Genomic DNA, 14309 nt, shown 5'->3' on the forward strand with positions numbered 1-14309 from the left:
CGTGATGCGGGAACAAGATGAGGACCCCTTCGCAGGGGCAGCGGATGATTTCCCGGCATTCAACGAAGAGGAGCTCGCATGGTTGATGGAGCTATTGCCTCAGTGAGGCTCAGTCGGTGACTACCTGAGCGTCGGCAGGGATTGGTGTAAGTAACCTTTACTGACAGCGAGTTAGCCCACTTTTGGCTGTTTTTTACACAAATCCCTGCCTCCCCTCGACGGGCGCCGCATCTGGCGCTGCTTCCATCCCGCGCGTTACGCGGCCTCAGTGCTCTTGCCCGACATCATGCGGACGCTCGATCAGCGCCCCTGCTTGTTTACCAATGGCGACAATTTCCTGACGATGGAGCTGCAGGAGCTGATTCCCGGCTACCCACCAGGCGCGCAATACGAGGTGTATTTCAATGTTGCGGCGCGAGGCCAGGGCGCGGTGCGGATCTACGTCGAGAGCGCTTATGTGCGCGACGAAGACGCCGACAATGACCCCTACAAGTTCAAGAAGGACGATCGCATCAAGGGGTGGCGGCTGCTGTTGAATCGCGCGACCGGCAAGCCGGTCCGCCGGCCGCCGAAGCGGTAGAAAAAGCAAACCCCCCTTTCGGGGGGGGGCGCGGAAGCCCTTAGGGATTGCTCCCATCAACCGGCAATAGCCTGGAACCAGTGGCGGTGTCTGAACACCTAGCGGTGACTACTAGGCCCCGTATATATCCAGATGTGAGTACTATAAAGGGTGCGCCCGGGCTATGCAACATCTGGACGACGTTCGGTTCATGTGCGGAAGCCCCCCCCCCCCTGTCATTTGGGGACGAAAACATCGCTGTTGGTCAGCATGTGGTCCCACGAATACTGGGAGCCGGTCCGTACCAAGTGCCAGACTGTGGTGATGGCCGGCACGCCGCCAGACGCATCACAGGTACCGGTCCAGGCAGTCATGCTGCCGTAGTTACCCCACTGCACCGAAAAAGTGATGGCGGGCAGTTTGCTCGATGCCGTCGACCCAGCAACCGGGTTGGCAAACCAGCCAACCAGCGGATATACCGAACCAGTGGTGCCGGAAGGCGAGATGTACGTACCAGAGAGCTGACCGGAGGTCTGTACGGCGGTGATCGTGAGTGTGGAACCCAGCTGGTTTTTCCATTCGCCTACCGGGTTGTTGCAGGTTGGCGCTGCCTGGGCGAGCGAGATGCAACTTCCGAGCAGCACAACGCAGGCAGCACATTGACGCATTGACATGGACATCATCAGTTCTCCTCGTAATCAAGCCAACGAAAGGTGGCGGGTTCAAGCCAACGACTAGGTAGCACGGACCGGATCCGCATTGCTGGGATGGCTGTCTCCATCCCTTACTCCTTGACGACAGTCCTGAAACGAACCTGTCCAGACCTCGGTCGCCAGCTGTTAGCTCTCGCAGCCCATCCGGCGCACTGAGCGTAGTGCGCGAAACCCTTATCGCAGCAGAGAAGCACAGATGAGACGGTGCGTAGCTATAGCGCCCAATCAGAAACTCCCGCATCCCGCCTACCGGCGCATACCGACAATCAGAGCGTCATCCCGCATCGCCCAGAGACGCTATGAACGACTACGGTTCTTATCGCTACCTGCCTGCCGATGGTTGGTACGCCACTTATCCACAAGCTGCCGGGGCCGATGAGCCACGCGTCTTCCAGCGCGTGGCGCTATGGCGGGTGGCCCCGCATGGAACGATCGTTGGCCTGATCTCTTCGCCCGACAATAGCCAGGACGAGAACGAATCACAGCTTCTGAGCGCACCGCGCGGTCTAGGCGTCCACTACATCCACATTGATGATCTGACCGCAGAGGAGCGCCAGGAGATCCGCAACAGACGTTTCAGTTGATCGCCTTGCAAGGTCTGCGACCTGGTCTCGCCACCAACGGCTCAGCCGATGCGCTGGGCTTTCTTTCTGGGCACGTCCACGCGATCAGGCTGAACCGCCCCAGGAATGAGGTCTGTGTGACCCGTCCACCGCGCCGCCAGCGCAGCGCAGTTGGCGTTCAACGTTGAGCTTTCCGCATGGACAGCTTGGCGTACTCAGCAAGACGTTCTCTGGCTTCACTAATGTCGAACGCGCTGGGGTCGAATCGGCCCCCTAACCACTCCGTGAGTTCGCGTCGGCGGGCACTGCTGCGGCCAGCAAGTACCCTGAGCATCTCCGCATAGCCCCATGGTCCGCCACAATCCTCCGGCGGACAGGCGTTTTTGCCGGTAATCAAGTGCGGATAACTTCCTGATGGTGTTTCCATTAGCTTTTCGACGGTCACTCGGTGTTGCCAGTCATCGCCAAAGTCGTAGGTGTAGATCAGTGTCTCTCCAATGCCAGACACATCGCACAAGCGACGTTTACTGGAAATCTCGCTGCCATTGCCATGCCCGTACGAGTACAGGTGCATCAGTTCCCAGCCCATCGCCCCTTGGATGAAGTAGTGCAGCTGCGCCAATGCGACATCAGCGTAGGTATCGAGCCGACGCCACACTGTGGGGGAGATGCCAAGCAACTGGATTTTGAGCCTCCAGACAGGTGGTGAGCTGCTCACCGAACTGCTCGCAATCGAACGGGGCATACTGGTCAAGCGTGATGCGTTCATGGGGCGTCCTCAGGATCGTGGTCGGCGGCGTCGGGCTGCCCGGCTGCACCTTGCAGGGCGTCGAACTCGCTATCGGTCTGCGCGTGTAGCAGCGAGTGGGCCAACTTATCCAGCAGTGGCGTGCGGCCGCTGAAAATGCGTTCCACTGACGCGTTGACATCTTCCCCGGCCTGAAGGCCGGGGAGGATCGACGTCCCCCCGCCCTGAGTAGCGGCCGGGTTTAGAGTCCGGTGCTGATGATATCGGTGTTTGCCAGATGTTGGGCATAAGCGGACGGCGTCATGCCGCCAATTGCTTTTTTGGGTCGGTCCTCGTTGTATTCGCGTCGCCAGCGTTCGATCTCGGTGCGTGCATGCAGCAGCGTTGGGAACCAGTGTTCTTCGAGGCATTCGTCGCGCAGCCGGCCGTTGAACGATTCGACCTAGGCGTTCTGGTTTGGTTTGCCCGGCTGGATGAGCCGTAGTTGCACACCACGGGCATGTGCCCAGACGACCATTGCCTTACCGAAAAACTCCTTGCCGTTGTCGGTGCGGATCACCTGCGGCAGGCCGCGACTGTGTGCCAACCGATCCAGCACGCGCGCAACCCCGTGCCTGGAGATTGCGCGCTCCACGTCGATGGCGACCGCTTCGTGCGTTGCGTCGTCCACAATCACCAGACACTTGATCACCCGGCCTTGGGCGGTGCGGTCGAACACGAAGTCCATCGACCACACCTGGTTGGCCTGCTCAACCGCGCCACGCTTGAACTCGGCAGTGAACTTCCTGCGCTTTGACATGAACACTCCTCATGGCCTTGATCGGCCTTCTTGTAAGTGTCCGTGAAAACGGGGGTGAACCCTGGACGAAGCTATCAGTCAAACTGGACGCCGGCGTCATTTAGGCTGGCGAATTCATGACAATCTGTGCAGCCTATGCGTCTTTCTAGCGAAGTCTAAAGCCCACGGTGATTCCTGGCGCGTGTAGAGAAATCGTCTTGTGTTGTGAGCCGAGCGACGATTAAGCTCCAGTACTGTCGAACGCTCGGTCGAGAAGTATTGCGGCCTGTTCGATATGGCTCGCCTTGCCCAGAAGCATATCTCTGAGCCTAGAGGCATGCTTAGCTCGGCTTGATCTGCAGCAATACCTTCCGACTCGAAGAAGAACACCGGATTGTCACAAGTCATGAAGTTTTCCCCAGTAGTGACGAGAAAACACCACTCCATGGACATTAGGCCCTGGATTGTTCGTTGCGTGGCTCCAGATTTCAGTGTGTGATGCCAGAAGTAATCTGGCGGATTGATCTTGTACGAAGAAATGATCTGGTTTACTTCTTCCTTTCGTTTCTCTGCTTTCTCCGCGAGTTCTGGCTCGGCATTCGCGATTGCATTTAGTTGCTGTATGACCTGGACTCTGATATTTTCGGCGAGCTGGGGGATATGGCCTGCTACCCGATTTCGCCCGGCGGGAACACGCTGCCACATGGCGATAACGTAGCTCGCGAAAAGCTCGCGATCTCCGGTTCTTAGAGGAATTCGATTGCGAATGCGGTCAATCACGTCTTGAGCGGGACCCTCCACGACATTCGCTAAGTGGCTTTCCAGCTCTTCCGTGTACATCTCTGTTTCGTTCGCAACGGACTTGACCTGGGTGGGGAAGGATCGGCCTTCTACCAGGTCGTGCCCCCACAACTTCTTTCCGTCTGCAAAGCCCAGCAAATAATGCCGCGGCAGATAGTGATGTCCCATAGCCCTCCTAACGCCTGAATTAAGCCCACCCGCGAAGCCAGTTCGGCTTGAATGAATGTTAGGTGCCGTCACGATTGGTTGGCCCTGAGCGCCTGTTGAAGTTTAACAAAAGCATCGAACGACACGCTAAATGGGTCGGTTATAGGAACTCCAAGTAGCTCGTGGACTCGACCAATAACGACCATAAAAGCAAAATTTGTAATTACAAAACAGTTGCTTACGCATTGCACTAACGCATCTAGCGAAATGTCGCTCCCAATCTCTCCTTGCCCATCTCGGTAGAGAGCATGCACTGCGCGGCCACCATGCACAAAACCGCACAGCGGAGTCCAAGTGTTCTCAACCATCCTAGAAAATTTCAAAGCATCATCTAGTGCATCATCTGACAGATCGTTGATGAATACTTCGACGCGCCTTGCTAGATCGACGGTCCCTATGTTCTGCCATTTGTTGTTGTGATTTTTTTTTCTAATCCCAAGATCGTTGTCGAGGAAGTCTTTCACTTGTTCTTCTGTTGCGAGAAATCCAAGAAATACAGCTCTCAGAAAGTTTTCGATTTGAGACCTGTGTAGCGCTAATGCAGGTGCCCCCATGTCAACAGGATTCGCCTCTATCAAGAAGAGCAGCCCACGGGCATGGTCAAACGCAGCGCGAAATAGCTGGAGAGCAACGTAGTGGTGCTCTGTCCGTACTGGAGGAAGGTGGCTTAAAAATGACAGGGCATCTTCATTGACTTTGCGCGCACTAACTGCCAACTCCTTCAATTGTTTCTCAGAGACAGGATTTTCGTTATACATGTAGATGAGCGCTTCGCGAATAGCCGTGGTGAGGATACGTTCGACGGGCATCTCGTAATAGCCTCACCAGGCACCTAACTACTATTGGACCGCCTAAGAGCGGTGTTGCGCAAGTAATTTGGTGGCTTTTCTTACCCAGAAGCCGTGTCCTCAAAAACGCGCTCGCAGCCTGCCTTGCGTAGCGCATCCGTCTGCAAAGCGGTGTCCTGTTTCACCGTCGATACCCGCGCATAGCCGATCAGTACCATTACCGCCCTTTTTGTCCGTCTTTCCGTCCGCCTATCATAATGTCCGACAACCCATAAACAAGCGCATTGCCGGACATTGTCCGGCATGACCGCCTAATGATCGTTTGACGGACATTGAAAGTAAGGTATTTGTGCATTACAATGCAAAGCATACAACTTGTATTGCGAGGGCAACCCACCATGACCACATTGACCGTTACCGCACGGGGACAAGTGACGTTTCGGAAGGACGTACTGCAACACCTCGGCATTAGGCCAGGCGACAAGATCGAGCTGAACTTGCTGCCAGATGGTCGGGGCGTGCTCAAGGCGGCCCGGCCCGCAGGGACGATAGCCAGCTTTGTCGGCCTGCTCGCGGGCAGGACGCAGAAGGTTGCCACCATCGAAGAAATCAACGAGGCGGCGGCGCAGGGCTGGGCAGGTAAGCAATGAAGGTCGCAGTCGATACCAACGTCCTTGTGCGTGCGGTTGTGCGTGACGATCCCGCACAAGCGGACGTTGCCGCCGCAGTCTTGACCGACGCCGAGTTGATCGCGGTCGCGTTGCCGTGCCTATGCGAATTTGTTTGGGTGCTGCTGCGTGTCTACGGCTTCCAGCAAGCCGACGCGGCCAGCGCGATCCGGGCACTACTGGCCGCCGCGAATGTGGAAGTGAACCGGCCTGCCGTGGAGGCTGGCTTGCTGGTGCTCGACGCGGGCGGAGACTTTGCCGATGGCGTCATTGCCTACGAAGGCAACTGGCTTGGCGGGGAAACCTTCGTTTCCTTCGATAAGAAGGCGGTGGTACTTCTCACGGCGCAAGGGCAATCAACGCGCCTTTTGTGACGGACATGAGGTCGCGGCCGTCCGCCCATCAATGGTGTGTCAGCGCAAACTGCCGCTGACCATAGCCGCGCATATCGTCAGCGTCGCAAAGCGGAGCAGGGCACCAGGCTGCATGACATGAGCGACATGGCCTTGGTCGATGCCATCCGTAAGGCCGTCAGCGAGGGCAATGCTGAGCTCATTGTTGGCCTGGCCAATCAGCTTCGGTACCGCTATGACTGATAATTCTGACGCATCAGAAAAACAGCCTCGACCAGTAGGCCTCCCACCACGTGGAGAGGTGGCCATGTCTGGTGCCACTCGCGCACCAGGACTGCCACACGGCCAGTGGTCGCGGGTCGCGCAAAGCCTGGTCTGGGCGGCGGTGATTTTGCGCTTGGTTAGCCTGGTCTTGCAGGTCATGGCCGTGTGCTGGCTTCTGTTCATTCCTTTGCTTGCCTGCATACAGCCAAGCAAGTGGACGCTGGCACCAAATAAACTGGACAAAGCTATCAGTCAAACTGGACGGCGGCGTCATGGGGGTTCGGCGACGCCGTGAGCTTGCAGAGGGTCGGTAGGGAATCATTACGTCCAGGGCCAAAAACTGGCTAAGCGCCCGAGGTGCAAGGATGATTACCTCATCCCGGTTGCGGATCTCCCCATTCGGCGGAATCCCTAGTACCGCCCACAGAGCCTACCTTTTGCTGTGGTTTCAATAGGCTGGTCGATAAATGGAGACCTCGAACGTCAGTACATCGTTACTGCGCTCTCTTAGCCCCATCTCGATTTTCCAGCCTGTCGCTAGAGACTTGGCTATTTCCGGATTGTCCGCTTTGGACAGGGCTGCAATCTTTCCCCTGCCCCCCAGGGTGCCTCGGCGATAGACATTGATCTCCTCGCGGTCATCTTTAGTCCAGAGTACGCAGACGTCATTGATGGCTACAAACCGAAGTTGATCTATGAATAGCGTTTTAAACACCAGGGGTATGCGGCCACCCGCTTCCAAGGCCAGTTCGGCAGTGATTCGCGGATTGGTCAGTGGTGGATAGGTTTTTTTCAGAACCGGAATACCGAATAGCCAGATGTGGCGGCAGGCGAGAGCGTCCTCAAGCGCGCGGTGGAACGCCCCTGTTGATGCATATCCCGATTCCGCAGCGGCATCCGAGAGCTTCACCCAGCCACTATGGCCAGGATGAACTTCGCTATAACTACGCATGGCACAGTCTACATGTGGGAAAAAGCCAGTAGGGAAGAAGCTCGTATCAAAGGGGGCGTTGTAGAATACGACCGTTTTACCGGCGCAGATCGAAGCGATCTTTGGCAATAATTCGCTCCAACTGGGAGCACTGACCACATCCTGCGGGCTGATCCCATGAATGGCCTGAGCTTCTGGCCAAGCGGTATTTCGCGCCGGACGCACCAATGTGTTAAGCAAGATGGTGCCGTCGGCATTGACAATTGCAATTTCCAAAATTTCATCCCTGCCATCCTGATTCAAACCTGTGGTTTCAGTGTCCACGAAGATAGGGGGAACTGAGTTCGTCGCTGGTAAAGCAGCGGGAGTTGAGGATAACGTTGGGGTGACCGGAGTGGTGGCTACAGCAATGGGCGTTGTCGCCGAGCGTCGAAACAGCTTTCGCAGTACCTCAAACATCGAATCCTCCTGAACATTAATTTTCTGAAAGCCAATTTAATCGTGGGCGGATTTGATACGTCCAGGGTTCCGTAGACACTCACGACCTCGTTGCGCGTAGCGCCTTCAAACACTACAGGGGACAGGTCGCCAGTTGAACCATGGTGGTGTTTAAGGCGGCCAAGTCCGGGAAGTGAATACTGGCTGCGCTGTCCAGCGCTTCTGGCGCTCGCATTCAGTTCATTTGGCGGCGGTGTCCAGTTCCGTCGCCGATGAGTGTCCAGTTGGTTGGCTTTTCGTAGCTTGCCTTACTCGCACCGGCTGATCTAACCGCAATGATCGCCGGCCATGTTGTTGTTCCTAGAGCGGGTAGCGATTGGCTACAGCGGTGGTGATAACGACACTTATGGTGACGCCCAGCTTCTTGGCGTACTTGTTGACAGCGTTGTGCAATGGCACTGAAAGGTGGAACCGTAGGCGTTCGCGGTCGAGCTTGCGGTAAATGCCGCCGGGAACCAGGGTGGTGGGTTGAAGCAGAAATTCTTCCATGAGGTTTTGCATAAACATGCGTCGGCTTAGTCCGGCGCGCTGTGCATCGCGGCCAATCGCTTTCATCTGCTTTGGGGCCACGTTCGCGACAACTTGTCGCCGTGCGGCTTTTGCAGGCATAGCTTTTGGCTCCGTTGGCTGGTTGGTAAAGCCATCGGAGTTTACTGATATTACACACGTTAGATCACGCTCACCCGCTGGCCGGGCTCCCAAAGATCGAGCGCAAAACGGTCACCAGGGGCGAAACTCAGAAACCGGCGGCGGGTGCCGTCCTCGCCGATCACTCCGCCGGTTTGTTCGAGGGTCGGCAGGGGATTCGTGTAAAGACCTTTGCTGACAGCGAGTTAGCTTACTTTTGGCTGTTTTTTACACGAATCCCTGCCGACCCTCTGTTCGCCCTTTGGCGAAGGCTTCCACGACCTGGAAGCCCATCGTCAAGAATGGCTGCATGCACGCATTCTTGACGACTTGCATGCAAGCACGGCCCCACCGGAGAGTACCTGCATGACTGCAAGCCGCGTCAGCAACTTGGCTACTTGCATGCACTTGTATTGGGTGCATGCTTGACTTCTTGCAGCCAAGAATCTTGGATGGCTTGACGTCATGCAACCTTGATTGCTTGCAACCAAGAAAGCACGGCACTTTGCCGGCCAGCAAGCAATAATGCGAGCATGCACGCATTATTGCTGTGTTGCATTCTTGCTTGCAATAATTCATGCCAGCTTGAATGCAAGACACCACGCAGACAAGCCTGCGAGCCTGCTTGCAGGTGCGCATCGTTACTCGGCCTGTTCGCCGTCCGTCGCGTCCGCCATCGCCGAGAGTGGCGCCAGTCCCATTGACGTGAGGAACATGGAAATCCCCTTGATCGCGATGTCTTGAATGGTCAGGTCGTGGGTGTACCTGAATTCGGACAGCCGGCGCAGGTCATCATCGGTCAGGTGGCGGATGGTGATCGTCCGACTGGCCCCAACCTTGGGCGCACTCTTGCCGGCGCTGGGGCGGCTGCTGGCGGGCGGGCGCTCGGCGTCCGCCGCCTGCCGTGTCGGCTTCTCGGGTTGGCTCTTGTTCTTGTCCAGGGCAGCGAGCTTGCCTGTAAGTCCGGTGGTCATGCGTTGGTTCCTTTGGTTGCGCCGAGTCGCGTGTTCACTTCGCGCCAGAGGGCGCGAACCTCAAATGCCGCCTTGCCGGCCGGCTCAAATTCGCCCACTGCCTGGCCGTGAGCAAGGGCACGGCGGTAAGCCGTGCGGTCGTGGATGACCGTTTCCAGCACCGGATAGCCGGTGCTGGCTAGCTCCCGCTCGACCTCGCGCGTTTCGCTGGCGCGGATCGGAGCGCTCGACAGGATGAACACCCCCGGCTTGCCGCTGGCTTGCAGCAGCCGGATGGATGCGGGGGCGGCGGCCAAGTCCAGCAGGCTCGGCCGAATCGGCATCAACGCAAGGTCCGCATGCTCAAGCGCGGCGGCGATGCCGGCGGACGCATGCGGCGGGGTGTCCACAATCAGTAGGTCATACCCTTCTTCGGCTGCGGCCGCGACCGCAGCGCCAACATTGGCCGATGTGATCGACACAACCTCCAGCGCCGAATCTGAACGAGTTTCTGCCCATGCCTTGGCCGAGCCTTGCGGGTCGGTGTCGGCCAGCGCGACGCGCAGGCCTGCTTGCTGCGCGGCCACTGCCAGATGGACCGCGATAGTGGTCTTGCCTGCGCCGCCTTTCTGGACGGCGATGGCTACGGTTTTCATGCGCTGCGCTCCTGGTGGAAGTCGCTTGCTTGAGGGCAAGTGTGCAATACCTTAGCAATATGCATGCACGCATGCAAGATGCATTAGCGTCTAGCATGTTTGCCGGCGTGATGACTTGCATGCATTTAGCCAGTCCCTTTGCCGCGCGGCTTGCCGGGGTTGGTTTTAGCCGGGGGGGGCCCCTCGAAAGCGGCTAAGCGACCGCGCAGGGTTGCAGCGTCTTCGCGCGCTTGCCCGGCCGCGTTGCGCTGCTCGGCAGCAACCAGGTGCGCCCGATCCAACTCGGTGCGCAACTCGCTGGCGCGGGCTTCGGCCGTGCTAGCCCGCTGCTGTAGGTCCACCAATGCGGTGCGCACCTGGTCAATGGCGGCCTGGTGGGTAGCCGCTGCCGCGACGGCGTGCTGACAGCGAGTTAGCTCACTTTTGGCTGTTTTTTACACCAATCCCTGCCGACCCTCTTGATTGCATACCGTTCGGCGGGCACGCAGCAGGCTTGTGTGCGCGTAGCGCACGGTGACCGCTTTTCAACGCAGGCAACCCGAAGCCGACAGCCTTTCTAGGGTCATGGCCTCCTCGAAGTCCGGTTAATTACTCCCTGCTGACCCGTTTTTGCTTTTTGCAGGAGGGAACCGCCGCCGTTGCGCACATGGGTTGCTTGAGGCAGCAATGCGGTTGGTGCGCAACGGCGGTGGGAGGGGCGCAGCCCCTCCATTGAGCTTCTAACGCTGTCGTCGGCGCGTAGCGGCGGCGACGCCGATTTGCTGTTGAGTGCTCTACTGACTGTGCTTTCAACCAAAGGTTGACTGGATGGCCTAGCAATTAAGGGTCACAAATAACGTTACTTCCCCACAGGCTTATCCCCCGAAGCGGGGTGGAACTCGGTTCGGGGGGTGTAGTTGAGGGCGGCGGGGTGGTGATCGAGGCCGCCAAAGTCAGGGCGGCTCGCCTTTTCGCGGCAGATTTGCCGGCGTGTGCGCCTGTTTTTGCGGCATCGGGCAGGGGCGAGCCTGCCGGCGACGGCTATTTGAACAGGGCGAGGATGTCGGAGATGTGCTGCACGGCACTCTGCGCGCCGCCTGGCGGGTCGCCCGTGGCTCGGTGCGCCGCAGGGCGGGCAGCGCCCGTGCGCGGCGTAGTGCCCGCGTCCTGGGGCGACTGCCGGCGTGCGTGCGCCTGGGCGAAGGACGCAACACCGGTCCCACGCGCCTGGTCAGCGTGCTTGCGGTCGCGCTTGAGTAGCCAGCTTGTGCCGGCCATGTCGCACAGCCGTTGGAAGTTGAGCCGGCGCACGCCCGGCTCGCTGCACCACCCGTCGCGGCCTTCGGCGTCTTTGGTGTGCCGGCGCACCTGCTTGGTGGGGAATGCCCAGCCAAGGCTCACCATCATGTCGATCGAGCGTTTGGCGCGTTCCAGCTCGGCGCCGGTCTGTGCGCCATAGGCGAGCTGGGCGAGGTCTCTGAGGGTATATCGCTGCCAGGGGCCGCCGCCCTGGCGCGGCTTGCCCACAAACCCGGTGCGCACGTCGGCCAGGTAGAGCAGGGCGACGGACATGGCCAACAGTGATTCGGCGCCGTCCTTGCGTAGAGCGCGCACCCGCGTCAGCGCCTTGTCCAGGGCATAGCCGGCCACGATGACGTTGCGGCTAATCCGCATCCACAGCGAGCCTCGCCGTTGTTCCAGGCTCCGCACCAACGCTTCGCGGGTGGCATCGAGGACGGCCGGCCGGCGCTTCTTGCCGGACGGCGGCTTGGGCTGACGCCAATGCACACGCTTGTGCGGCCGGCCGCTGGTGGCGGTCGGTTCGGGGCCTGGCGTGTGGGAGCCTGGATCTACTACTGGCATGTCCCGCGCCGATGAACGGCAGCGGGGCAAGGTGTTCGGCGTTTAGGCCTTTGCATCCTTTTCCTCTTGCACGGCTTCGCCGGCGGGATTAGGATGGGGGTACGTTAATGCCCATTGACTGGTGTTCCCGCCAGCCCAGTGATGAAAAAGCCGCCCTTGCAGGGGCGGTTTTTTCGTTTTCGGCCTCCGCTGATCACACCAGCAGGCTGCCTCGTTGTTTTGGTACGTCTGGTGCTGAATCTACCTTCTTGCAGGAGCGAGTGTACTCGCAGGAAAGGTGGTGGACGGTACGCGGCTATCAAAACCGGATAGGAAAAGAGCGATAACCGGCAGGCCTTGCAGCCTCCGCGCACCGCCCACCATAGAACTGGTGAGCCAAATAAAAGCGCCAGCATCGAACGATGGGCGCTTGCGCGCTCTTTTCCACCTTTTGTCGGTTTGATAGGCCGAATCGCTGATTGTGCAGCGATAGGCCAATCCTCTCGCCAACCGGCGAACAAGTCAACCGCCTCTCTTAGAACCGTCGCCTCCTCGACCGCCGCCGCCGCTTTGGCTTGCAGATTGAGTAGCGTAGCGATGTTTGACACATTTCAACAACCGCAGGATTGCATCCGCCTCACGGTTGTGATTCGATACTTCATGAATCGTTTTAAACGTGATACGGGCGACGTAAAGCGTGAAAAACCTAAACCTAAGCGTAGAAAGCTGAACTTGACCGTGGCATTACTTCCCTCTTTGTTTTTCAACGATGAGGAAGCAATGCTCACCCTGACCAAGAAAGAGCTGGCCGTGCTCGATGAGGCTCAACCGGACTATGCGGTTTATCTGGTTGAGACGGAGCACGAGAACAGCCGGTGGTGGCGGATGACGTTGAAGCTACCCACGCAGGACAAGGTTTATGAGGTCGTTACCGCGCTCGGTAAAACCAAGCTCTGGAAACGTTTGGACATAGCTGTCGATTTCATCAAGGAGAGCTGCCCGCACACAAAGAGCGTGTTCGTAGTTTTTGCCCCGTGGCACAACTAACAATCTGAGAGGTTCTAGGGGTTGTAAGCCGGAACCCCCGATTTTTCCGTCTGACCCGCAAAGCCAGCATCGGCGCAGTCTCTTGCGCCCTGGGCAGATTTGTGCCACGATCCAATTGCATCGTTTTTGCAAACAAATTTCAAATTTGCGATTTAATACGCAAAATTCTAATGCGGCGAAAAGATGAAGGAAGCTCGTGGCAAATCATCCTCTCGTGTGGCAAAAAGTCAGTTTTTGCCCGCAGACGAGGAAAAGATGGGACTAACCAAGCGCGAAATGATCGTGGTCGCGGAAACACACCGGGGTAACTACACGGTGTGGATCAAGACTACTGAGAACGGATTTTGGAAGATCAAAATTCATTTGGACGGTCAAGACCGTGTTTATGACGTTGAAACGACAAGGGGGGTAACAAAGGGCTGGAGAAACCTATCAGACGCCATCCTGTTTGCTCAAGAAAACTGCAAATACTTCAAATCCATTTTCATCGAGATCGGAGAGTGGGTTTTAACCAAGAGGGAATAATCCCTCCAGCATTGAGAGGTTCTTTAAATGGAACAAGATGCTCAAAAGGACACGACAGCAGGCCCGCGCAAGGGCGACAAGGTAGACAGGGTGCTCGATCTGGCGGCTAACGTCCTCGTGATGGCCCTCGTCTTTCTTCCGCAGCTCGCATATGCACAAGACGTCGGTGGCACGTTCGGCGGGATCACCGCCTTCCTGAAGTCGATCACGCAACTGCTCATTTATGAGTGGGGCTACTACATCGGCATCATCACCTTGGCGATCCAAGGGTATCGTTGGAAGTCGGGCCGCATCGACCTGATGACGCTCGGCGGTTGGGGCCTCGGTATCGGCCTGGTGTTCTTCGCGCCGAATATCGTTTCCGACCTCAAGGCGCGTTCCTCCGGTTCGATCCAATGAGTGCCGACGAGCAATTCCACGATGAAGGGGAGTCGCTCGTCGCTGCGATGACCCGCCCCACAATGGTGGGCGGGTTGACGCTGGCAAGTCTTGCGATGAGCTTTTATTTCCCCGGCATGGCCGCGTTAATCACGCGATCACTTTGGGCTGCGGCATTGATTCCAGTCTTACTGCTGATTAGGGCCTGTTAACACTAATGGCCCGAGCGATTAAACTATTGGGCATGGAGATCACGCCAGCACAATTTTCTCTGATCGAACACTGCCTGCCGGCGCAGCGCGGCAATGTCAGCATGACCAACCTGCAAGTGGTCAACGCCATCCTTTACGTTGCCGAGCATGGCTGCAAATGGCGCGGCCTACCCAAGCGCTTTGGCAACTGGCATACGGTCTACACACGCATGAACCGTT

At 57.8% G+C, this 14309-nt stretch carries 18 protein-coding genes and 5 pseudogenes; 9 read left to right on the forward strand and 14 right to left on the reverse strand.

Annotation, left to right across the window (positions count from 1 at the left end):
- The first annotated feature begins 274 nt into the window (after positions 1 to 274).
- Positions 275 to 580, forward strand: coding sequence for a YjaZ family protein (locus tag F7R02_RS21770; protein ID WP_151210197.1), 306 nt, complete (start codon positions 275 to 277; stop codon positions 578 to 580).
- Between the two features lie 215 nt (positions 581 to 795).
- Here the strand turns inward: F7R02_RS21770 and F7R02_RS21775 are convergent, their stop codons facing one another.
- Positions 796 to 1242: an avidin/streptavidin family protein gene (locus F7R02_RS21775; protein WP_029220486.1), complete on the reverse strand. Its 447-nt coding sequence runs from the start codon at positions 1240 to 1242 to the stop codon at positions 796 to 798.
- A gap of 329 nt (positions 1243 to 1571) precedes the next feature.
- Between F7R02_RS21775 and F7R02_RS21780 the strand changes: the two genes are divergently transcribed.
- Positions 1572 to 1856, forward strand: a complete 285-nt coding sequence (locus tag F7R02_RS21780) for a hypothetical protein (protein WP_016850980.1) — start codon at positions 1572 to 1574, stop codon at positions 1854 to 1856.
- A gap of 157 nt (positions 1857 to 2013) precedes the next feature.
- Here the strand turns inward: F7R02_RS21780 and F7R02_RS21785 are convergent, their stop codons facing one another.
- The 6 genes and pseudogenes from F7R02_RS21785 to F7R02_RS21805 all read right to left on the reverse strand — a co-directional run.
- Positions 2014 to 2553: a plasmid pRiA4b ORF-3 family protein gene (locus F7R02_RS21785; protein ID WP_026007196.1), complete on the reverse strand. Its 540-nt coding sequence runs from the start codon at positions 2551 to 2553 to the stop codon at positions 2014 to 2016.
- 47 nt (positions 2554 to 2600) lie between these two features.
- Positions 2601 to 2750 carry a hypothetical protein gene (locus F7R02_RS26510; protein WP_167521085.1) on the reverse strand — a complete coding sequence of 50 codons (150 nt, stop codon included), beginning with the start codon at positions 2748 to 2750 and terminating at the stop codon, positions 2601 to 2603.
- A gap of 74 nt (positions 2751 to 2824) precedes the next feature.
- Positions 2825 to 3331, reverse strand: a pseudogene (locus F7R02_RS21790) (integrase core domain-containing protein); the annotation flags it as partial.
- Positions 3332 to 3496: 165 nt separating this feature from the next.
- Entirely contained in the window at positions 3497 to 4330 is an 834-nt protein-coding gene (locus F7R02_RS21795) for a DUF4238 domain-containing protein (protein ID WP_019238194.1), read from the reverse strand.
- Between the two features lie 68 nt (positions 4331 to 4398).
- Complete coding sequence (locus F7R02_RS21800; RefSeq protein ID WP_139370863.1) at positions 4399 to 5178, reverse strand: DUF6988 family protein; 780 nt, start codon at positions 5176 to 5178, stop codon at positions 4399 to 4401.
- An 83-nt stretch (positions 5179 to 5261) separates the two neighbouring features.
- Positions 5262 to 5375, reverse strand: a pseudogene (locus F7R02_RS21805) (recombinase family protein); the annotation flags it as partial.
- 180 nt (positions 5376 to 5555) lie between these two features.
- Here F7R02_RS21805 and F7R02_RS21810 point away from each other — a divergent pair.
- Complete coding sequence (locus F7R02_RS21810) at positions 5556 to 5807, forward strand: AbrB/MazE/SpoVT family DNA-binding domain-containing protein (protein WP_002804328.1); 252 nt, start codon at positions 5556 to 5558, stop codon at positions 5805 to 5807.
- Complete coding sequence (locus F7R02_RS21815; RefSeq protein ID WP_009602864.1) at positions 5804 to 6199, forward strand: type II toxin-antitoxin system VapC family toxin; 396 nt, start codon at positions 5804 to 5806, stop codon at positions 6197 to 6199. Before F7R02_RS21810 ends, F7R02_RS21815 begins: the two co-directional genes overlap by 4 nt.
- Before the next feature lie 691 nt (positions 6200 to 6890).
- Here F7R02_RS21815 and F7R02_RS21825 read toward each other — a convergent pair.
- From F7R02_RS21825 to F7R02_RS21850, 7 genes and pseudogenes are all read right to left on the reverse strand, one after another.
- Positions 6891 to 7832: a 3'-5' exonuclease gene (locus tag F7R02_RS21825; protein ID WP_228423457.1), complete on the reverse strand. Its 942-nt coding sequence runs from the start codon at positions 7830 to 7832 to the stop codon at positions 6891 to 6893.
- Between the two features lie 339 nt (positions 7833 to 8171).
- Complete coding sequence (locus F7R02_RS21830; RefSeq protein ID WP_235857268.1) at positions 8172 to 8480, reverse strand: hypothetical protein; 309 nt, start codon at positions 8478 to 8480, stop codon at positions 8172 to 8174.
- Positions 8481 to 8566: 86 nt separating this feature from the next.
- Positions 8567 to 8644, reverse strand: a pseudogene (locus F7R02_RS27595) (DUF2840 domain-containing protein); the annotation flags it as partial.
- Positions 8645 to 9139: 495 nt separating this feature from the next.
- Positions 9140 to 9472, reverse strand: coding sequence for a hypothetical protein (locus F7R02_RS21835; RefSeq protein WP_078588928.1), 333 nt, complete (start codon positions 9470 to 9472; stop codon positions 9140 to 9142).
- Positions 9469 to 10107, reverse strand: coding sequence for a ParA family partition ATPase (gene parA / locus F7R02_RS21840; RefSeq protein WP_078588926.1), 639 nt, complete (start codon positions 10105 to 10107; stop codon positions 9469 to 9471). The genes F7R02_RS21835 and parA overlap by 4 nt, the downstream gene beginning before the upstream one ends.
- Before the next feature lie 125 nt (positions 10108 to 10232).
- Positions 10233 to 10511 (reverse strand): annotated as a pseudogene (locus tag F7R02_RS27020) (DNA-binding protein); the annotation flags it as partial.
- 616 nt (positions 10512 to 11127) lie between these two features.
- The gene (locus tag F7R02_RS21850; RefSeq protein ID WP_078588924.1) at positions 11128 to 11949 is read right to left on the reverse strand and encodes a hypothetical protein; all 822 of its coding nucleotides are present in this window, start codon (positions 11947 to 11949) and stop codon (positions 11128 to 11130) included.
- Between the two features lie 735 nt (positions 11950 to 12684).
- Between F7R02_RS21850 and F7R02_RS21860 the strand changes: the two genes are divergently transcribed.
- The 5 genes and pseudogenes from F7R02_RS21860 to F7R02_RS21880 form a co-directional block, all read left to right on the forward strand.
- Positions 12685 to 12975, forward strand: a complete 291-nt coding sequence (locus F7R02_RS21860) for a hypothetical protein (RefSeq protein WP_003490957.1) — start codon at positions 12685 to 12687, stop codon at positions 12973 to 12975.
- A 234-nt stretch (positions 12976 to 13209) separates the two neighbouring features.
- Positions 13210 to 13500 carry a hypothetical protein gene (locus tag F7R02_RS21865; protein ID WP_017173636.1) on the forward strand — a complete coding sequence of 97 codons (291 nt, stop codon included), beginning with the start codon at positions 13210 to 13212 and terminating at the stop codon, positions 13498 to 13500.
- 27 nt (positions 13501 to 13527) lie between these two features.
- A complete protein-coding gene (locus F7R02_RS21870) occupies positions 13528 to 13899 on the forward strand; it encodes a TrbC/VirB2 family protein (RefSeq protein WP_033483251.1) in 372 nt (123 codons plus the stop codon).
- Positions 13896 to 14078: pseudogene (locus F7R02_RS21875) on the forward strand (VirB3 family type IV secretion system protein); the annotation flags it as partial. The gene F7R02_RS21870 and the pseudogene F7R02_RS21875, both read left to right, overlap by 4 nt.
- Before the next feature lie 44 nt (positions 14079 to 14122).
- On the forward strand, positions 14123 to 14309 hold a 187-nt coding region (locus F7R02_RS21880; RefSeq protein WP_151210039.1), incomplete at its 3' end, for a transposase.

The sequence above is a fragment of the Xanthomonas cissicola genome, from assembly GCF_008801575.1.
GTDB classification, from domain to species: Bacteria; Pseudomonadota; Gammaproteobacteria; order Xanthomonadales; family Xanthomonadaceae; genus Xanthomonas; species Xanthomonas cissicola.